Source organism: Streptomyces sp. SLBN-31 (genome assembly GCF_006715395.1).
GTDB lineage: Bacteria > Actinomycetota > Actinomycetes > Streptomycetales > Streptomycetaceae > Streptomyces.
Window position 1 is genome coordinate 1,233,827 of the sequence record NZ_VFNC01000001.1, and the last position, 18,446, is coordinate 1,252,272.

Below are 18,446 nucleotides of genomic sequence, written 5' to 3' on the forward strand. Positions count from 1 at the left end.
GCCTGCGCGGCCGAAGGTGCCCCAGCCGCTTCGCGTCGGCGATCGGACGTCACAGACGCGATCGAGCGGTCCGGGCACTGCGTACGCGGCTCGGGCACTGTGGTCACTGCGTGCAGTGCGGGTGCTGTGGGCACTGCGAACAGTGCTTGCGGCCCGGACACTGTTGGCACTGCGGACAGTGGGTGCAGTGCGGGCACTTCGGACGGGATCGAGCAGTACGAAACGGGAGAAACGGGGACCATGGCAAAGCGTCAGGACGAGCTCGCCGCCTACAACTTCGCTCGCAAGCGCACCGTCGCGGCCTTCCTCGCGCCGTCGCCGGGCGGCTCGGAGGAAGGCGCCCCGCGTCCGGTCCGCACGGTGACGCCCAGCCTGGCGCTCGGGATCGTCCTGGTGGTGGGGTTCATCGCCTGGGGCGTGATCAAGCCGACGGCACCGCAGGGCTGGGACACTCCCGGGCAGTACATCATCGTCGACAGCGACTCCACGACGCGCTACGTCGTCCTCAACGACGAGACGTCGAGCGGCAAGAAGGTCCCGACGCTGCACCCCGTCCTCAACTACGCTTCCGCCAAACTCCTGTTGGACAAGGGCAAGGGCAGCGTCCTGGAGGTCTCCGGCAAGGAGATCGACAAGAGCGACATCGCGCACGGTGCCACCCTCGGCATCCCGTACGCCCCCGACCGGCTGCCCTCCGCGAGCGACGCGGAGAAGACGAAGACGTGGGCGGTGTGCGAGCGCCCCGCGCAGGGCTCGGGCAGTACCGAGGACGGCAACATCGACCGCGCCGTGTTCGTCATGGACGCCGCGGACGCCAAGTCCCTGAACGGCACGGGCAAGGTGGGCCCCGGCCAGGCCCTGTACGTCAAGGACCCCAGGACCGACCGGGAGTACCTGGTCGACGGCAAGGGCAACCTCTTCTGGCTCGGCGGCCCCGCGGTCGCCGACGCCGCCACCATGCAGCAGTTGCGCTCCGCCGTCATCGGCAGCACGGCCAAGGCGCAGCCGGTGAGCCAGGAATGGCTGCGCACCCTCAACCCGCGCGGCGTCATCTCCTTCCCGAAGGTCCCCGGCGCCGGCGCCACGACCTCCGTCAAGGGACTGCCCAGCGGGACGAGCACGGTGGGCCAGGTCCTGGAGGCGCCGGACGCGCAGGGCATGCAGTACTACGTCGTCCTCAAGGACAAGGTCGCCGTCGTCACGCCCTTCGTGGCGCAGTTGTTGATGCAGTCGCCGCAGGCCCAGAACACCAGCCCCACCAAGGTCTCCTCCGGCATGATCATCCAGGCCAACGGCGGCCCCGCGGACCCCTTCTACGGCGACCAGGGCTGGCCCCAGTCCGTCCCGCGGCAGGCCAACCCCGCGACCACGGCGACGGGCGAGACCCGCACCACCTCGTGCAGCGTCTACGACGGCACCATCGGCGCGGACAAGAAGCCGCGGCTGGCGGCATGGGCCGGGACGACGTACCCGAAGAAGGTCATCGCCGACTCGCTGAGCGCCTACGTCTCCTCGGGCTCCGGCCTGCTGTTCCAGGAGGTCACCGGCGCGGCGGGCGGAGGCGGCGCCTGGTACCTGCTGACCGACACGGGTCTGCGCTACTCGCTGCCGTCGAACAACGACAGTACGGCGAAGGGGACTTCGGCCTCCTCCACGTCCACGTCCGGACAGCCGAGCGAGACGGACAAGGCGCGTACCCGTCTCGGCTACGAGGACGTCTCCAGGCCGGCGATCGTGCCGCAGACCTGGGCGAAGTTCATCCCGAAGGGACCCACGCTGGACACGGGCGGCGCGAAGCAGGAACAGAGCCAGTGACCTGCGGGCCGCGGTCGGCGAGGCCCGAGCACGTTCCTCTCGGCGGCCAACGGACGTATCAGGAAGCGCACTTGAGGGTAAGACGGCACATGGGTCACGAGTGCGTCGCTCAAGTGTGTGAGCCGTGTAACTGATTGGTCCTGTCAGTGGATGAGTGACAGGCTGACGATAGAGTGTTTGCAGCGCTCAACGGTGCGAAGCTTCTCCGGGCACCTGGCAGGTTTCCCGGAGCCGACAACATGAACGACGACATGGGGGAAGGTTCATCATGGCCGGCCAGTTCCGGGTAACAGAGGACGAACTCACCAAGCTCTCCGGTGACATCAACACCGTCAACGGCCAGCTGCAGGGCGAGATCCGCCGTCTCAACGGCGTCATCGAGCAGATCGCCGGCGGCTGGAAAGGCCAGGCGGCCACGTCCTACCACCAGCTGCAGGAGCGCTGGAACGCGGACGCGAAGAAGATGAGCGACATTCTCAACGACATCAAGGAAGCCGTGGACTCCACGCGGAGCAACTACTCCGCGTCCGAGGACCAGCAGAACTCCGAGATCAGCAAGATCATGTCGGACTTCGGCTGATCCAGCGGCCTTCGGAGGCCTGGGCCTCCGATCGGAATCTCCCCGGATCAGAACTCCACGTCTTCCACCACTCTTCCTGAAAGGGAACTGACGATGTCGATCCTCGTCAATTACGCAACGATCACCAACGCGTCCACCGACGTCCGCACCACGGCCGGCCGCATCAAGCAGCAGCTCGAGGACCTCGAGGCCTCGGTCAAGCGCGTCGCCGCCACCTGGGAGGGCGAGGCGCAGGAGGGCTACCAGCGCAAGCAGCGCGAGTGGGACCAGACCGCCCAGGACCTGCACTCCACCCTGCTGAAGATCTCCACCGCCCTGCAGAACGCGGCCGACAACTACCAGGCCACCGAGAAGAGCAACGCCGCGACCTGGGGCTGAGCCCGTCGGCGACCCGAGGGACCTGAGGGACCTGAGATGAAGAGAATCGGCCCAGCCGACGCCACGGCGTCCGCTGGGCCGAGCTCTGCTCCGGGTCCGTGCCCGACATGTGCGGGGCGATACACAGCAAATCCCGCACATCTTCACACTCGTCAGCAGTACGTCTCGGACGTCGAGGAAGCCCTGGGGGCCTGGACAATGAGGGGCCTGAACGTGAAGGGCCGCAGAGCCCGTTCGCGTAGCCACACCGGCCGTGACGGCCGCGGCACCGGAACCCGCGCGGCGCAGCGGGTCCTCGGCGTGCTCGCGGCCGCGGGGGTCTGCCTGGCGTCGACGCCGCCGGCGCTGGCTTCCGACGGTTCGCCGGGAGGCCGCCCCGCCCCCGCCCCCGGCCACGCGGACTTCGGACTGGCGGCGAGCGGGGAGTGCGTCTTCGGGGGCGGCGTCATCAAGTCCACGCCGTGGTCGCTGCAGCGGGTGCTGCTGGACCAGCTGTGGGGCCAGGCGAAGGGCAAGGGCGTGACGGTCGCCGTGATCGACACCGGCGTCGACAGCTCCAACCGCCAGCTGACCGACGCGATGGCCTCCGGCAGCAAGTCCTTCGTCGGCGGCTCCGGCACCCAGGACCTGGAGGGTCACGGCACACGCGTGGCGGGCATCATCGCGGCCCGCCCGATGCAGGGCACCGGGTTCGAGGGGATCGCGCCCGAGGCCAAGATCCTGTCCCTCCGCTACACCGGCGGAGAGAACAAGCAGGGCGACTCGGGAACCATGGCCGACGCGATCCGCGCAGCGGTCGCCAAGGGCGTGGACATCATCAACATCTCGTCGGACACCGCGAACAAGAAGGACGACCCGACGCTGCGCAGCGCCGTGACGGCCGCCGTGAACGCGGGCGCCCTCATCATCGCGGCCGCCGGCAACGACGGAGCCGACGGCAAGTCCGCGGACACGTACCCGGCTTCGTACGACGGCGTCCTGGCCGTCGCGGCCTCCGACCGCAACGACGAGCGCGCCTACTTCTCCCAGTCCGGCGACTTCGTGGACGTGGCGGCCCCCGGCGTCGACATGGTCTCGACGGTCCCGAAGGGCGGCCAGTGCACGGCCGACGGCACGAGCTTCGCGGCGCCGTACGTGGCGGGCGTGGCGGCCCTGCTGAAGGAGAAGCACCCGACCTGGAAGGCGGCCCAGATCGCCACCCGGATCGAGCAGACGGCCCAACGGCCGGGCCGGGGACCCAACCAGTTCACCGGTTGGGGCGTCGTCGACCCGGTGGCCGCCCTGTCGGACACCTCCACCCCGGCCACGTCCCCGACCCCCGACCCGCCCGTGAAGGCCGGCACCGGCGGAGTCGTCCCCATGGCGGTGACCATGGGCGAGAGCGAGGCCGAAAAGGAACGGCGAACGGCCATCTACGTACTGGGAACGGGGTTCGCCCTGGTACTGGTGGTGGCGGGGAGCGGGGTGGCTGTGCGGGACTGGCGGAGCCGACGGACCGGACGGGCCGGCCGATGAGGTCGGCACCGAACGGTGCTGAGAACTTGAATAACAGGGGAGAGGACAACGGGGTATGAGTAACGGAATGCGAGTCGATCTGAGCGCACTGGATGAGGTCATCCGGAAGCTCAACGGCCTCCTCTCGGACATGGACAAGGCCAACACCAAGGCCAAGTACGAGACGGACATCCCGAGCAGTGCGTTCGGCAGTGAGAAGTTCCTTGAGTCCAACGAACTTCACTCGGCCCACCAGAAGCAGAAGACCAGGATCGAGAACATGATCAGGGACCTGCACAAGCTGATCGATGACTTCGGCACCAGCACCTCGAAGGTCAGGGACAAGTACAGCAACCAGGAGCACGCGAACGCACAGGGCGTCAGCGCGACTCCCAAGGGTGGGTCCGCCTACTAGGCGGTTCGGCGACCGGTCACTGACGGAGGGGATGGACGAAAATGTACGGCTACGGCTACACGCCTACCGAAGAGCAGATCAAGGCTCAGCAGGAAGCACAGAAGCAGCGGATCAAGGACAAGCACGACGAGAAGCTCGAGAAACTGCCCGACGGGGGTATGGGAGGGCCGGACCGCAGCAAGCTCGACACCCACTTCATGAAAATGGGTATCCCCGAGCTGCGCTCCCTGATCCTGGACGCGGACCCCAACCGCATCTACGAGGTCAGCCAGCACTGGAAGTCCGTCCACAACATCCTGTCCGGCGGCGACGGTGACGGCAAGACCGGCGGTGTGGACTCGGTCTCCTCCAAGGACAGCGTCGCGGGCATGATGCAGAGCGCCGTGGAGAACGTCCTCGAGCACTGGGAGGGCGACGCGGCCGAGGCCTTCCGCAAGAAGGCCAACGAAATCATGGGGAACGTCCGCAACGCGGCCGCGTGGGCCAACCACTACGGCGAAACCATGCACGCCGTCCAGAACGACCTGCGCAACTCCATGAGCAAGATGCGGGACGTCAACGAGCCCTCCGGCTGGGACCGGGCCTGGGACAAACTCACGGACGACAACCGCAGCGACGAGCAGCTCCTCGCCGACATCAACAAGGGCGTAAGCACGGACGCCGCCCGCCAGGCCAACGCTGATTCCTTGTCCAAGGGGAAGGAGGAGCAGTTGAAGGGGGTGGCGATTATGGAGCAGTTGGGGGTTAATTACAAGGCGTACTCGGGAATCGGAATTCGGGACGATAATCCGAAGGATCCCTTCCAGCCCCCGAACCCTCAAACGCCGATGCCGACACCCATTTCTGTGCCCTCTGCTGGTGGGTCGGCGCCAAGCAGCGGACGAACCACAACGAAACCGTGGAGTGCGGGCCCGACGACGAGTATCAAGCCGACACCGACGGTTCCGCGTGACCAGGGCATCGCTGGCGGTTCGCAGCTTCCGACGGTGCCGACGGCCAAGACGAATGTGGACAGCATCTCGCCGGGCTTGAGTGGCCCTGGCCCCAGTACGGGCGTTGGTGGACCCAGCGTCGGAGGCACGGGCCTCGGCAATCTCGGCACCGGTGGATCAGTGAGCCCCGGCATCCTGGCTGCTGGCGAAGCCAGCGGCCTCGCGGGCGGTGCTGCCCGCGGTGGCATCGGAGCCATGGGCGGTCGCGGTGGCCTTTCCGGCGGCGGCGCCGCAGCAGGCCGCGGTGTCGGTGGCCGAGCGGGTATGGGCGGCATGGGCGGTGGCGCCGGAGCCGGGGCGGCCGGTCGAGGCGGCGCTGGCGCCGGCGGCCGCGGAGCACTCGCGAGGGCCCGTGGCGGTGTCGTCGGCGGTGCAAAGGGCGTCGGTAAAGGTGCCGGCGGCGGTGCAGGCTTGCACGGAAGTCGAGGTGGAACGCAGGCAGGTGCCGGCGGAGCCGGTGGCAAGGGCCGCAAGTCCAAGAAGGAGAACAGCCAGGGCGACCGTCCCGACTACCTGGTCGAGGACGAAGAGACCTGGATCTCAGAAGAGGACCGCAACCGCAACGTTCCGCGGACCATCGAGTAAGCAGGAAGCGGGCCTGACGTAAGGTCGTCGTCGGCCCATTTGTCGGGCTGGTGACTCCAGCCGCAGCTGAGTGAGGAGCAGGGAGTTGGGTTTCAAGGGAGTCTGGTCCACGACTGGTGTCGTGGCATTGACGGGAGCCTTGCTCCTCACTGCGGCCCCAATTGCGTCTGCGGATCAAGTCCGGGACGCTCAGTGGCCGTTGACCGTATACGGCGCAGAAAAGGTTTGGGAAACTTCCCAAGGTGCGGGTGTCACGGTTGCTGTAGTCGACACGGGAGTTGATTCCCGCCAGCCGGATCTGACGGGACAAGTGCTGGCGGGTAAGGACTTCACTGGATCAGGAGATCCTCACAAGGACAGTGTCGGACACGGAACTGCCATGGCTAGCCTCATCGCTGGTCACGGACACGGAGCAAATGCCTCTGCAGGCGTGATGGGTCTCGCTCCAAAAGCGAAAATTCTTCCAGTTCGCGTAGATATTGCCAAGAACACGGGTAATACGGCTAGTTGGGTCGCTGGAGTTCGCTATGCAGTGGACCAGGGCGCATCGGTCATCAATCTGTCGCTTGACGATTCTTCCGCCTACCCTGGCTCGAAGGCTGCCGAGGCGATCAAATATGCGCAATCACACAATGCAGTAGTTGTCGCGGCCGCAGGAAACGACGGAGGGACGGTTAACTACCCGGCCGCTCTCCCAGGTGTGGTGGCAGTTTCCGCAGTGGATCAGAACCTCGCCGCCTGGTCCAAATCGAACACAGGTAACGTCACCGTTGCCGCGCCCGGAGTGGAAGTCGCCCAGGCTGACCCAACTACGAAAAGCGGTTACGCGGTGGCTAACGGAACCTCTGGTTCCACGGCCTACGTCTCCGCCATCGTCGCCCTCCTCCGCTCGAAGTACCCCGACCTCACCGCAGGCCAGATCATCAACCGTCTGGTGAAGTCGGCGTCGTTCCTGAACAACACCGGCAAGAAGGCCCCGGACAAGGAACTCGGCTACGGCATCGCTCGCCCCGGTTCGGCGCTGACGATGGACATCCCGAAGGGCCCCAAGGAGGGCCCCCTCGCCCAGGCCTCGCCGTCCACCTCCACGCAGTCCGGCTCGGCTTCCGGCAATGAAAGCCCGAACCAGGCGGCCAAGAAGGACAAGTCGTCCTCCAGCGGCATCCTCCTGATCGCCGGCATCGCAGCAGCCGTAATCATCCTCGGCGTCGTCTTCGCGGTGATCCGCAGCCGCCGAAACCGCGGCAGCGGCGGTCCCGGCTCCGGCCCAGGCGGCGGTATGCCCCCGCATGGCACCGGCTACCCGCCCCAGCCCCCCACGGGCTACCAGCAGTACCCCAACACGCCTCCCAACCAGGGCTACCCCGCCCCTCCGGGACAGTCCCCGCAATACCCCAACCCGTACGCCCAGCAGCCTCCGCACCAGGGGCAGTAGCGCCCTCGGCACCGGTTCGATGGGTACCCCTGGACCAACTCGGCTTGTTAAGGGAAGTGGCGTATCCATTGAAGCGCTCGCACCTGCTTCAGAGGGCGCCACTCCTCCGACATGTCGGCATGAAGCCAGGACGGTACGAGGTCTACGGCATCGAAAGTGCAGGGACTGAGAACACGAAGGAAGCTCTATCAATGGGCGCAGTAGCTCTTCTCGTCGGCGTCATCGGCCTGCTAGCTGTGATCGCCGTCGTGACTGTCTTGGTTTTCACCCGCAGCCGTCGGAATACGCACCACGGTGCCCCCGTCAACGATGCCTATCCCAACAGTGCCTATCCGGCGCAACAACTCATGCCTCCCACCGCCAACCAGGCATACGGGTACCCCGCTGCTCCGGTACCGGCTCCGCAGAACCCAAATCCCTATGCCCAGCAGCCCCAGTATCGGGATCAATAGTTTCGTACAGGGCGACTCTCCCTTATACCCTCGCAACGCTTCAGAAGGTTGTGACCGTGCGCCGTGCCGCCGTCACCGGCGGCACGGACGCATCCCCCTAGAACTCGTTGCCGAATATGGCGGCGTCGGTGCAGCGAGGGATACCGGAATGGCGAGCGGCCGCCGTGCAGCAGCGCACCTCAAGGTGTGGATCCTGCTTGACTCGCACGGCGTGATGATCCGGTACGGCATGAAAGAGAGCGTGTGGTGAGGCAACCCGAACTGATGCCGCTCGCGCCGCCCGCTCCATCCCTTCCCCGTCCCGGAATTCTGGGACGAGCATTCGGCGTCCTGTTCTTCCTCATCGCCGTCGTGATCTTCGGCATCGGCATCTTCAACGCAGCCAACGCCGCCGGCGTCATCGGTACTCACGGCACGCTGACCGTGAAGAACTGCTGGGTCGAGCGGGGCACGCGTCACTCGCGCGGGCACACGGTGTGTGGAGGGACCTTCCGGTCCGACGACGGCAATGTCGTCGATGAGGACGCCAGTATCAGCGCCGCGGTGCCGCCGGGCAGCAAGGTCTCCGTGCAGCGGGCCGCCGACTGGTACGTGCGGACCGGCTTCGGCGAGGCGGCCCGGTGGATCGCGATGTTCTTTCTCGGCTGGCTGGTGCTGGCGTTCGGTATGGCGTTCGCCGTCACGGGCATGTTCCCGCGCGACGCCGCGCAGGTCGGCATGATCACTCGGGAGATCTCGGACGCCCGGGTGGGGACAGTGCGCAAGTGGATCGTCCGCGGAAGTCTCGCCGGGACGGCCATCTGCCTTCTCCTGACGCCATTCACCGGCTCATGAGCTGAGAGAGGCTAGACGGCAGGGTTGTCATAAGCTCTTCCGGGCTCGGGAAACTCCTTCAGCACGAGACTGAGGCCGCCAACAGCGAGACCACCGGCGACAGTCGCCTCGTCGATCGCATCCTGTGCGGCGCTGTACGCCTCCGTCGCGCGCCCCCACGTCCTCACCATCTCGGCCATTTCGAGAATGGCGGCGCCATAGCCGGCGAAGAGGCCCACGCCCGTCTCCACCAGCGCCGTGCCCGCCGTCAACTCGATCTCCAGGAGGAGCGCCTGGTCCGCCAGTTGCTCCAGTACACCCTTGATCAGCTCTGCGCCTCTCGCGATCGCGCGGCCGATGTCCATGTACGCGGTCTGGAGGTCCCGCAAGTGCCCGTCCAGGCAGTCGATCTTCTTCGCCAACTCGTCGAAGTAGACATAGGCGGAGTCGGCCGCGTTGCCGTTCCAGCCGGCGTCCAGCTCCCTGTTGCCGCAGCGCAGGTTCGTGGCGAGGTCCTTGGCGAAGCGGCCCGTGTTGCGCCACATCTCGGCGCATTTCACGTACGACTCCCAGTCACCGGTGAACCACGAGATCGCCTGCTCCAAGGGGTTCGAACCGAAGGTGAACTCGATGACCCCCAGCACCCACTCGCTGGGGCTGAGGAAGTCGCTCACCGTCTCGACGCTGTCGCCGATGACCCCCTGGGAGAACTCCTCGGGCTTGCCGGGTCCTTTGAGGTGGTCGACGGGTTGAACGGTGTCCGTGAAACTCATGGGAGGTCGGTTCTCCGTGCGGGCTAGCGCTTGCTCGGCGGGTAGGTGGCGTCCAACCGGGATGCCTGGGCGCGGTCGGTCGTCCGGTAGTACGCCGCGGACTTCGACAACTCCTCGGCGCTGGCGGACAGAAGGGTGTGCAGGCGGGAGAGTACGTTCTTGACCCCGTCCATCGCCTGTGAGTGCAGTCCGATGGCGTAGAGGAACAGGCCCTGGCCGTGGAGCGCGTCCATGCCGCCGTATTTCGCGATGTACTCCCGCGCATGGTGCACATCGTCGACTGCGCGCCCCACCTGACGGCTGTACCCGTCAAGGTCGTCGGGCCTGACCTGGAAGGACACGTCCCACCTCACATCCTGTGCACTGTCCGTAATCGGTCGGCTACTCTAGCGCGTCTCGGAACCCCTTCGACGAGGAGCAATGCGCATGGAACGGCCCGAGGTTGGAGACGAAGAGTTCCTCGACATCGCGAAAGACCCCGCTCGGGCACGGGCGTTGCGCAAGTCGTTGCAGCGGCTCGCCGGCAGCGGGGACGAAACGGTGCGGGAAATGGCCCGCGAAGTGCTCGCCGGCCGGATCGGGTTGCGTCAGGCGGCGCGGAACGTGGCGTACAGGGAGGCGCTGAGTGAGAGGGCCAGGGCGGGCATGCACGCCTGCGACCGGATGAGTGCCGCGGAGCGGCACGCCGCCGAGGTCGAGGGGCGGCGGCAACTGGACGAGTGCCAGTCGGAGATCGACCGCGAGCTGGCCGAATGGCAGGCCGAGCGCAGGAGGGGCCGTAAGGCTGGGGAGGCGCCACATCAGTCGCGGGGCTGGCGACTGTAGGGACGAGCGCGTGTGGCATCGCCCGTACGAGTGAAGCCCAGCGCGCCAACAACTGTGAGCCCCAAGCACGTTTTGGCCAGAGGTCCGCAAATTGCGCGTCAGCGCCTGGCTCCGAGTGCACAGACCCGTTCCGACCGAGGAGCGGGATGAGCGGGCAGTTCGGGGTGAACCCCGCCACGCTGAGGGAGTCAGCGGGCAAGTCCCACAGGGAAGCGACGGGGCTCGCTAAGCCGATCGAGGGGTTCGCGGCGATTGGCCGAGATCGGTAAGGCGTTCGGCCTGCTCGGTGTCTGCGACGGCGCTGCGGAGAGGTACGGGCAGCAGCTGAGCCACACGGTCTAAGGAGCTGGGTGGGACACGCTCACCAACGCCGACGCGGGTGCCGTCGGCAGCGCCCAAAACCACGGCGTCAACCTGGAACAGCATGGCAGCCTCGGCGGCGAGAATCTGAGCGAGCGCGGGAGACTCGCGGACGGCGCCTTCAAGAACACCGTGGGCACCAACCTCAGCAAGCGTATACGTCGCCTGTTCAGGTATCGGGTCCGATCTGCGGGACTGTTGAAGGACGAGAACGACGAGTGACAGTACCGAACGCCGTCGACCTTGCCGCCGTGTGGACGCCAAACCCGGACCACCCCTACTCCTGGGCCAAGTTCTTCGGCCTGCTGGCCGTGGTGCTTGAGTCCGTGATCGCGCTCGTCGGAGTGAACGCGGTACGCAGCACATGGCGCGGCCTCGATCCGGGGCGTCGCTGTGAGCAACTGCGACCGCTCGCCTTGACGGCCGGCGTCTTCGTCGCCTTCGGTGCGGTGTTGGTGGGCTTCGGGGTGTGGCTGTTCTAGGCCCCAACTCTCTCCAGGCCCCGCTCTTTCTAGGTCTCCCGGATCTGCCGCTACACGAAGAACGCGACCAGCAAGCTGATGGCGAGTCCCAGCACGCCCACCCCGACCAACGTCAGGCAGGTTCGGAACAGCCCCTGGCTCTCACCCTCCCCGTACGGGAACCCTGTGACAGCGATGAAGACTCCGGTCGCGAGTGCGATCAGCGCGCCGAAGCCCCACGCGCATCCCAGTGCGATGGCGTAGACCCAGCCCCGGTCCAGCTGATAGTTGGTGTCGCCGCTGCGGCGGGCGCCGAGGACGTGGCCCTTCTGGTAGAGCGCGTCGCTCTTCAGCTCGGCGTTGAGGTCCCTCGCCGAGCCGTTGTCGGCCGTGAAGGTGCCGTAGCACCACCTGGTCTTCGTCCTCTTCCGCGAACTGCTCGACGAGCCGCGGTACTTGTAGTCCACCGTGCACGTCTCGACCGTGAGTTTGCCCGGCGTGGACGTCGCGTAGCGGACGGGGCCGAGGTAGGCACCCAGGCCCAGGAGGACGACGCCCACGAGGATCAGGCCGGCGCCGATGAGGCGGGCGAGGCCGGTTCGGTCTTCCCGGGCGGCGGTGTCCGGCGTGGCGTTCCCATGTACTTGGGTCATTGAGAGGCCCTCAAAACTCAGAACTCGAGGATCAGAACTTGAGTATCAGAACTTGAGTATCAGAACTCACAGATCATCACTCAGAGTTCAGATACTCGGAATTGCAACTCGGAATCAGGAATCAGACTGCCAGTGCACATGCGAGCGCCGTCACCGCTCCGACGATGAATACGCCGCCCAGCGCGTAACCCGTCACATTGCCGCCCGGGAGTCGCTGCCAGGAAGCCGCCAGGCTCGGGCCGTTGCGGGTGCCGAAGCCGGTGAGGAGGCATAGGGCGCCGAATGTCAGCAAGGAGAGGCAGAAGGCGAGAATCGCGATGTCTTTGCCAGGCGCCCGGTCCTCCGGAAGTGTGAACGTGCCGTCCGCCTGTACGACGTCGATTTTCGACCCGTTTTCCAGGCGGGACGAGGTTTCCACGGTCACGTCTTCGTACGCGGCGCCACCCTTGTGTGCCGTCCAGGTCCCCGTGCAGCCGAACTTGAGTTCCGTTGTCCGTCGACGGGTCCCGTAATGGGGTTTCGTGTGCACTTCGCATGAAGAAACGGTGAGGGTTCCGTCCGTACCCTCACCGGCGAGTTCGCTGCGAAGTTCTGGAACGGTCACCGCCGCGATGACCGCGGCCAGCAGGATCAGTCCCAGGCCGAGGAGTCTTCCTGTCCACAGGGCCCGTGTGCTGGCGTAACTCTGCTGTGTGGTCACCACTGTTGACGTTCCCCCGGGAAACTTGACGATCTCTTGACCAGCGGGTTCGCTGGGCCGTGCGGGAGGAGTCTAAGGTATCGGTCTGTCGTCCAATATGAACTGCAGCAAAGGGAGTCCGGGGGAGAACGTGGGATTCGACACCTTTGACGTCGACACGACGGTACTCAAGAAGCAAGGTCAGAATTTCACAGAGCTCGGGAGCGATTTCTCCAAAGCCTCCAAGAAGCTTCAGGACGATCTCGACGGTCTGGGTGAGCCGTGGGACGACGCCGACTTCGGAGAGCTCTTCGGTCAGGTCTACACGCCGATTCGCGACGGCCTCTTCACCTCGATGGACAGTCTCGCGAAGCGGCTCGCGCAGATCGGCCACAACCTTGAAGACATGGCCGTCAATTATGATGCCTCGGACGCGTCGAACAGTGGTCAGCTGAGCGCGATCATCGGCGAAGTCGGCAATCTATAAGAATTCAAATAAATAACGGGGCTATCAGTATGGCGCTCACACTCCCCAGCGAGCTCGTCTGGGTGCTCGACCTCCTCGGCTACTCCTGGCCCGAGGCCGACGAAGACGCACTGCACCAAGTCGCCGAGACCTGGCGGGATTTCGGCAAGACACTCGAAGAGATCCAGGCGGCCGGCGAGGGTTACGCCCGTACCGTCGTCGCCGGCAACGCCGGAACGGCTGTCGACGGCTTCAGCAAGGCCTGGGGCGCGTACACCGGCTCGGGCGGCGATGACAGGTATCTCCCCGACGCGCAGCTCGCGTGCGAAGTGATCGCCCTCGCCTTCGACGCGGCGGCGATCGCGGTGCTCACCGCGAAACTGGCCGTGATCGCCCAACTCATCGCGCTCGCAGTGGAGATCATCGCGGCGCAGGCGTCCGCCCCCTTCACCCTCGGTCTCTCCGAGGTCGGCGCGCTCGGCGCCACCCAGGCCACCCGCGTGATCGTCCGCGAGCTGCTGAACAAGCTCAAGCAGGAGGTCATGCAGGCGATCACCAAAGCCATGGAGCACGCCACCATGGACGCCCTGAAGAAGATCGCCAAGGAGCAGTTGGAGAAGGTCACCAAGGAGAAGGTCAAGCAGTTCGCCAAGGACAAGATCAAGGAAGAGGCCAAGAAGTTCGTCCAGGAGAAGGTCGTCGACGCTGCGAAGGAGAAGGCCAAGGACGCCGCCATCGGCATGGCGCAGAACATCGGCCAGCAGAGCATCGAGACCTACTTCGACGAGCGCTCGGGTATCGACTTCGGTGAGACGGCGGGCGTCGCCAAGGACGCGGCCGGCGAGTACGTCGACGGCCTCAAGAACGAGGTCACGGGCGGCGAAGGCTCCACCGTCGCCGGCTACACGGACGTACAGGGGCACGTGGACGGTGCCGTCGACGCCGCCACCGAGAAGGTCACCGGGGCGGCCGGCAACCGAGTGCAGCACGGCGTCGACGCACTGAGCGGCCACAGCGGCCACAGCGGTCACGGCGGCGACAGCGGCGACAGTGGCCAGGGTGGCGGGACGACCGACAGGGCCGAGTCAGCCTCCTCCTCCGGCACCGCCGCCACGCCGGCCTCCGACGCCGAACGGCCGGTCGCGGCGACCGCCTCCGCCTCGCGCTCCGGCTCCGCGCCCAGCGGTGGCGGCGCCCAGGACTGGGCGCGCAGCGAGTTCGGGTGACCTCCCGCGTGCATCGCCGCCCCCGATCGTCACCATCAGCACGCAGCAGAGAGGACGTGGCCCGCCCATGACCGCGGACCGGGAGATCCAGGACGAGGAACTGATGGGCGTCGCCCAGGACCCCGAACAGGCCCTGCGGCTGCGCCGTTCCCTGCGCACCATCGCCGGCGCGACCTCGCTCGACCCGGCCCTGCGCGACATGGCGCAGTCGGTGCTGACCGGGAACGTCGACGTCAAGGGCGCCTTCCAGGACCCTCGTTACACCGAGGCCGTCTACCAGCGCCTGCACGAGATGCGCAGGGCCGCCGAGAACCAGACGTACGCGGAACAGCAGCAGTCCAAGGCGCAGTTCGGGGCGTGGGACGCACGGCAGCAGGCCGAACTGGACCGCGAGCGCGCGGAGCGGGACGCCCCCGTGCATGGCTCGGGTGGGGGCCGGGGCGGGCGGACGGCTCGGCACTGAGGCCGGAAGACTCCGCGGTGCCCTTCGCAAGTCGGGCGGGCCAGGCCTCTGACCCAAGGTACTCCGGCTCGTCCGGCCAAGCCCCGGTCCCAGGCCCTGGCTTGCCCCGCCGAGCCCCTCGTCGGCTAATCTGTGCGCCTGGAACTCATGAGTGAGCAGGTGCAACGGGGGTTGTGTGATGGCTTTTGGGGTTGTTTTGCCGTGCCCTGAAGGAGACTTGAGCGCCGGGCCGGGACGAGGCCGCCGTGGCTTCTGACTTCTCCCGCCTGATGAAGCAGGACTTCTCCGACCTGGAAGCGGCGGCCAAGGCCTGGCGCGGCCTGTCGACGACCATGGACACCCTCACCGACCGCCACCGCCGGCAGGTCACCGGCCCCCTGCACGCTTCCTGGAAGGGCGACGACGCCGACGCGGCCCTGTTCTACCTGGAGGACGTCGAGTCGCGGATCGGTGTCGTCGAGACCGAGGCGATGGCCGTCGCCGAGGTACTGGACACCACCAAGTCCTGGATGGAAGCGGCCCAGACCGATCTGCGCAACACGGTGCGGCGAGCGGAGGCCGACCACTTCGAGGTCGACGCGTACGGGACGATCACCGACCCGACGACCGCCGGCCTGCCCCATCAGGACCCCGACGCACGGCAGATCATCGCCGACCGTGGAACCCTGATGGGCCAGTACCGCGCCGACATCGACGCCGCCCTGGCCGACGCCCGCAAGGCCAGCGACGACGGGGCCAGGGCCCTCGCCGAGCTCGACGGCGACATCCTCACCGACCCGACCAGCCATGACGCGTCGGCGGAGTCCGCGCAGGACGTCAAGAACGCCATGAAGGCCATCGGCGTACAGGGCCCGCAGATCCCCGAGGACGACCCGAAGGCCGCCGCCGAGTGGTGGAAGGCCCTCAGCCCCGAGGAACGCCAGACCTATACCACGCTCTATCCGAAGGAGGTCGGCGCGACCGACGGTCTGCCCTCGGACGTACGCGACGACGCCAACCGCACCGCCCTCACACAGGAGTTGAACCTCATCCAGGAGGGCAACTGGGACGAGGGCTTCCCCGGCGACACCGACGAGACGGTCAACCGGCGCCTGAACAACCTCGAAGTGCTCAACGACCAGTTGGAGAAGGCCGACGGCGCGCCCAAGGGCAAGGAGTTGTACCTGCTCGGCTACGACTCCAAGGACGACGGGCGGGCCATTGTCGCCATGGGCAACCCCGACACCGCCGCCCACACCGGAATCCTGGTACCGGGCACCAACACCAACATGGACGCCGTACCCGGCCAGATCACCCGCATCGGCAAACTCCAGTCGTCGGCGGAGCAGCAGTCCGACGGCGAGAGCGTCGCGATGATCACCTGGCTCGGCTACGACGCCCCCGAGGCGTCCATGACCGACTTCGACAGCGTCGGCGGAACCGGGCGGGCCGAGGACGGCGCCCCCGACCTGCGGCAGTTCGTGGCGGGCACGCACGCCGCGCACGACGGTTCGCCCAGTCACACCACCGTCATCGGGCACAGTTACGGCTCCACCGTCGTCGGCGCGGCCGCCTCCGGAGGCCCCGGCCTGGGTGCGGACGACGTGATGGTGGTCGGCAGCCCGGGCATGACCGTGGACCACGCGAGCGACCTGCAGATGGACCCCGAACACGTGTGGATCGGCGGTGCGAAGGACGACGCCGTCATCAACCACGCCTCGGACCTCACCCTCGGCCGGGACCCGATGCTCGCGGACTTCGGAGGCAACAACTTCGAGGTCGACACCCACGGCCACAGCGGCTACTGGGACGACGGCAGCGACTCCCTCGCCAACCAGGGGGCCGTCATCGCCGGCAAGCAGCCCACCGAGGTGCCGAAGGAAGGCAGCGACGTGCCACCGGAGGCCCAGATCGTCCCCGGTCTGTGACGCCGTAAGCCTGCCGCAGTCCCTGCCCGTTCCCGACTGGAGGCCGAATGCCCCCGACCACGGACCCCCGCACCGACCCGAACGCCCCACTGCCCCGCGTGGACCGGAAAGCCGCAGCGAAGTGGGCCGAGGAGTACACCACTTACCTGGCCCGGCTCACCGGCGTCGCGCTCGACCCGTCGACGGCCAGAGCCAACTTCGAGCCCTGCCTGGGCAGAAACGACGAGATCGCCACCGACGGCCGCTACAGCCTCTTCTACTACGTCAACTCGCCCGCGCCCGTCACGGAACACACCCGCGTCGTGCGCACGCTCCGGCACGAACTGCCCCAGCAGGGCTACGAGGTCACCGCGTACCGGGAGTTCGAGAACGCCTACGCCTCCGCGGTGTTCCGGGCCCGCGACACCAGGAGCTCCTACCTGGTCACCGCGGACACGGTCGGTTCCGGCAGGACCAGGCCCCAGCGCCTCTCCTTCGCCGTACGCACGCCCTGCCTGCTCCCGCCCGGCGTCGAGCAACAGCGGTTCTGAGTCCGCAGTGTTCAACCCCCCGACAGGAACGCCGAGGTCCAGGCTGATGTACCCAGTGGCTCGTGGCACGAGGGCGGTCGGCCGCGCGACGGTCGCGGTCTCCTTCGCCCTGCTCCTGGTGGCCGGTTGTACGGCCTCCGACGACACGTCCCCGAAGGCCGTGAACAGTCCGCTGCCCCGGAAGGCGCGGGAGGACGCCCTGCGGTGGGCGAAGGACACCACCGCCCGCATGGCCCGACTCACCGGCGCCGAACTGCTCCCCGACACAGCCAAGGCGGTCTACGAGGGCTGCGTCGGCGAGAACGACGAGGTCGCGGACGACGGCCGCTACACCCTCTTCTACTACGTCTACTCGCCCGCCTCCGCGACGGAGCACACCAGCATGGTCCGCAAGCTCCGCAGCCAACTCCCCGGTCAGGGCTACGAGGTGACCTCGTACCGGGAGTTCAAGAGTGCCTATGCGTCCGCGGTGTTCCGGGCCCGGAACAAGAAGAACGACTACCGGGTGGAGGCGGAGACGGTCGGCTCCGGCAAGACGAAGCCGCAGCGCTTCTCCTTCGCCGTACGGACCCCGTGCCTGCTGCCGCCGGGCGCCGAACAACAGCGGTTCTGAACTCCCGCCCGTCCCCCGAGATCCCGAGAGGAAGCCGACGTGTCCCAGGGCACCAACGTCGACCCCGCCGAGCTCCGCGCCTCCGCCGGGGCGTGTGACGGCATAGCGCGCACCATGAAGCCCCCCGCCGACAAGGCCGTCAAGGAGGCCGACACGGCCGGCGGCTCCCTCACCGGCTGGTCGATGGGCCCGGCCCTGACGCAACTCGCCACGAGTTGGAAGCCAGCCCTCGACGGCCTGCACGCCCGTATCCAGGCCGGCGGCGACAACCTCAGGTCCTCCGCCGACGGCCACGAGTGGAACGACGAGCGGGTCTCCCAGGACTTCGAGCACACCGGCACGGACACCGCGGCACAGGCCACGCCCGGTGTCATGCCCGCCGTACTGCGCCCGAGCGAGAGTCATCCCGTCACTCACGACAGTTCCACCCCGCCCGACCCGCGGACCTCTTACGGCACCAACATGCCGACGTACGACGAGCCCATCACGACCGGCCCGGCGCCCGCCACGAACGACTTCGGCTGACGATCG

Annotated in this window: 21 protein-coding genes; 17 read left to right on the forward strand and 4 right to left on the reverse strand. The window is 67.1% G+C overall.

Annotated features, from left to right (window positions below):
- Nucleotides 1-240: 240 nt before the first annotated feature.
- From eccB to FBY22_RS05855, 8 genes are all read left to right on the forward strand, one after another.
- Entirely contained in the window at nt 241-1,815 is a 1,575-nt protein-coding gene (eccB, locus tag FBY22_RS05820; protein WP_142142894.1) for a type VII secretion protein EccB, read from the forward strand.
- Nucleotides 1,816-2,083: 268 nt separating this feature from the next.
- Nucleotides 2,084-2,395, forward strand: a complete 312-nt coding sequence (locus FBY22_RS05825; protein WP_142142896.1) for a WXG100 family type VII secretion target — start codon at nt 2,084-2,086, stop codon at nt 2,393-2,395.
- Nucleotides 2,396-2,488: 93 nt separating this feature from the next.
- Entirely contained in the window at nt 2,489-2,773 is a 285-nt protein-coding gene (locus tag FBY22_RS05830) for a WXG100 family type VII secretion target (protein ID WP_374192155.1), read from the forward strand.
- A 213-nt stretch (nt 2,774-2,986) separates the two neighbouring features.
- Nucleotides 2,987-4,288: a type VII secretion-associated serine protease mycosin gene (gene mycP / locus FBY22_RS05835; RefSeq protein ID WP_260844718.1), complete on the forward strand. Its 1,302-nt coding sequence runs from the start codon at nt 2,987-2,989 to the stop codon at nt 4,286-4,288.
- Nucleotides 4,289-4,343: 55 nt separating this feature from the next.
- Nucleotides 4,344-4,682 carry a hypothetical protein gene (locus FBY22_RS05840; RefSeq protein ID WP_142142900.1) on the forward strand — a complete coding sequence of 113 codons (339 nt, stop codon included), beginning with the start codon at nt 4,344-4,346 and terminating at the stop codon, nt 4,680-4,682.
- A 41-nt stretch (nt 4,683-4,723) separates the two neighbouring features.
- Nucleotides 4,724-6,259 (forward strand): WXG100 family type VII secretion target, encoded by a 1,536-nt coding sequence (locus tag FBY22_RS05845; protein ID WP_142142902.1) that lies wholly within the window; start codon nt 4,724-4,726, stop codon nt 6,257-6,259.
- 121 nt (nt 6,260-6,380) lie between these two features.
- A complete protein-coding gene (mycP, locus tag FBY22_RS05850; protein WP_260844962.1) occupies nt 6,381-7,694 on the forward strand; it encodes a type VII secretion-associated serine protease mycosin in 1,314 nt (437 codons plus the stop codon).
- Nucleotides 7,695-8,410: 716 nt separating this feature from the next.
- Entirely contained in the window at nt 8,411-8,980 is a 570-nt protein-coding gene (locus FBY22_RS05855; RefSeq protein ID WP_142142904.1) for a hypothetical protein, read from the forward strand.
- Nucleotides 8,981-8,991: 11 nt separating this feature from the next.
- Here the strand turns inward: FBY22_RS05855 and FBY22_RS05860 are convergent, their stop codons facing one another.
- Nucleotides 8,992-9,732, reverse strand: a complete 741-nt coding sequence (locus FBY22_RS05860; RefSeq protein ID WP_142142906.1) for a hypothetical protein — start codon at nt 9,730-9,732, stop codon at nt 8,992-8,994.
- A gap of 23 nt (nt 9,733-9,755) precedes the next feature.
- A complete protein-coding gene (locus tag FBY22_RS05865; protein WP_142142908.1) occupies nt 9,756-10,025 on the reverse strand; it encodes a hypothetical protein in 270 nt (89 codons plus the stop codon).
- Between the two features lie 133 nt (nt 10,026-10,158).
- On the opposite strand from FBY22_RS05865, the gene FBY22_RS05870 reads away from it, so the two are divergent.
- A complete protein-coding gene (locus FBY22_RS05870; RefSeq protein ID WP_142142910.1) occupies nt 10,159-10,557 on the forward strand; it encodes a hypothetical protein in 399 nt (132 codons plus the stop codon).
- A gap of 578 nt (nt 10,558-11,135) precedes the next feature.
- Entirely contained in the window at nt 11,136-11,399 is a 264-nt protein-coding gene (locus FBY22_RS05880) for a hypothetical protein (protein ID WP_142142912.1), read from the forward strand.
- Nucleotides 11,400-11,449: 50 nt separating this feature from the next.
- Here the strand turns inward: FBY22_RS05880 and FBY22_RS05885 are convergent, their stop codons facing one another.
- Together FBY22_RS05885 and FBY22_RS05890 are read right to left on the reverse strand one after the other, a co-directional pair.
- Nucleotides 11,450-12,031, reverse strand: coding sequence for a hypothetical protein (locus FBY22_RS05885; RefSeq protein ID WP_142142914.1), 582 nt, complete (start codon nt 12,029-12,031; stop codon nt 11,450-11,452).
- 121 nt (nt 12,032-12,152) lie between these two features.
- Nucleotides 12,153-12,731, reverse strand: a complete 579-nt coding sequence (locus FBY22_RS05890) for a hypothetical protein (RefSeq protein WP_142142916.1) — start codon at nt 12,729-12,731, stop codon at nt 12,153-12,155.
- Nucleotides 12,732-12,861: 130 nt separating this feature from the next.
- On the opposite strand from FBY22_RS05890, the gene FBY22_RS05895 reads away from it, so the two are divergent.
- From FBY22_RS05895 to FBY22_RS05925, 7 genes are all read left to right on the forward strand, one after another.
- Nucleotides 12,862-13,197, forward strand: a complete 336-nt coding sequence (locus tag FBY22_RS05895) for a hypothetical protein (RefSeq protein WP_260844719.1) — start codon at nt 12,862-12,864, stop codon at nt 13,195-13,197.
- 29 nt (nt 13,198-13,226) lie between these two features.
- Nucleotides 13,227-14,402: a PE-PGRS family protein gene (locus FBY22_RS05900; RefSeq protein WP_186363008.1), complete on the forward strand. Its 1,176-nt coding sequence runs from the start codon at nt 13,227-13,229 to the stop codon at nt 14,400-14,402.
- A gap of 67 nt (nt 14,403-14,469) precedes the next feature.
- On the forward strand, nt 14,470-14,865 hold the full coding sequence (locus tag FBY22_RS05905; protein WP_142142920.1) for a hypothetical protein: 396 nt from the start codon (nt 14,470-14,472) through the stop codon (nt 14,863-14,865).
- A gap of 245 nt (nt 14,866-15,110) precedes the next feature.
- Nucleotides 15,111-16,772 (forward strand): alpha/beta hydrolase, encoded by a 1,662-nt coding sequence (locus tag FBY22_RS05910; RefSeq protein WP_142142922.1) that lies wholly within the window; start codon nt 15,111-15,113, stop codon nt 16,770-16,772.
- 47 nt (nt 16,773-16,819) lie between these two features.
- On the forward strand, nt 16,820-17,302 hold the full coding sequence (locus tag FBY22_RS05915; protein WP_142142924.1) for a hypothetical protein: 483 nt from the start codon (nt 16,820-16,822) through the stop codon (nt 17,300-17,302).
- Nucleotides 17,303-17,348: 46 nt separating this feature from the next.
- Nucleotides 17,349-17,915 carry a hypothetical protein gene (locus FBY22_RS05920; protein ID WP_142142926.1) on the forward strand — a complete coding sequence of 189 codons (567 nt, stop codon included), beginning with the start codon at nt 17,349-17,351 and terminating at the stop codon, nt 17,913-17,915.
- A 39-nt stretch (nt 17,916-17,954) separates the two neighbouring features.
- Nucleotides 17,955-18,440 (forward strand): type VII secretion target, encoded by a 486-nt coding sequence (locus FBY22_RS05925; RefSeq protein WP_142142928.1) that lies wholly within the window; start codon nt 17,955-17,957, stop codon nt 18,438-18,440.
- The last annotated feature ends 6 nt before the right edge of the window (nt 18,441-18,446 follow it).

What these genes read in the sequence shown, in the direction of transcription:
- eccB (WP_142142894.1), top strand. Translation starts at nt 241, where the DNA reads ATGGCAAAGCGTCAGGACGAGCTCGCCGCCTACAACTTCGCTCGCAAG.
- FBY22_RS05825 (WP_142142896.1), top strand. Translation starts at nt 2,084, where the DNA reads ATGGCCGGCCAGTTCCGGGTAACAGAGGACGAACTCACCAAGCTCTCC.
- FBY22_RS05830 (WP_374192155.1), top strand. Translation starts at nt 2,489, where the DNA reads ATGTCGATCCTCGTCAATTACGCAACGATCACCAACGCGTCCACCGAC.
- FBY22_RS05840 (WP_142142900.1), top strand. Translation starts at nt 4,344, where the DNA reads ATGAGTAACGGAATGCGAGTCGATCTGAGCGCACTGGATGAGGTCATC.
- FBY22_RS05845 (WP_142142902.1), top strand. Translation starts at nt 4,724, where the DNA reads ATGTACGGCTACGGCTACACGCCTACCGAAGAGCAGATCAAGGCTCAG.
- FBY22_RS05855 (WP_142142904.1), top strand. Translation starts at nt 8,411, where the DNA reads ATGCCGCTCGCGCCGCCCGCTCCATCCCTTCCCCGTCCCGGAATTCTG.
- FBY22_RS05860 (WP_142142906.1), bottom strand. Translation starts at nt 9,732, where the DNA reads ATGAGTTTCACGGACACCGTTCAACCCGTCGACCACCTCAAAGGACCC.
- FBY22_RS05870 (WP_142142910.1), top strand. Translation starts at nt 10,159, where the DNA reads ATGGAACGGCCCGAGGTTGGAGACGAAGAGTTCCTCGACATCGCGAAA.
- FBY22_RS05885 (WP_142142914.1), bottom strand. Translation starts at nt 12,031, where the DNA reads ATGACCCAAGTACATGGGAACGCCACGCCGGACACCGCCGCCCGGGAA.
- FBY22_RS05900 (WP_186363008.1), top strand. Translation starts at nt 13,227, where the DNA reads ATGGCGCTCACACTCCCCAGCGAGCTCGTCTGGGTGCTCGACCTCCTC.
- FBY22_RS05905 (WP_142142920.1), top strand. Translation starts at nt 14,470, where the DNA reads ATGACCGCGGACCGGGAGATCCAGGACGAGGAACTGATGGGCGTCGCC.
- FBY22_RS05915 (WP_142142924.1), top strand. Translation starts at nt 16,820, where the DNA reads ATGCCCCCGACCACGGACCCCCGCACCGACCCGAACGCCCCACTGCCC.
- FBY22_RS05920 (WP_142142926.1), top strand. Translation starts at nt 17,349, where the DNA reads ATGTACCCAGTGGCTCGTGGCACGAGGGCGGTCGGCCGCGCGACGGTC.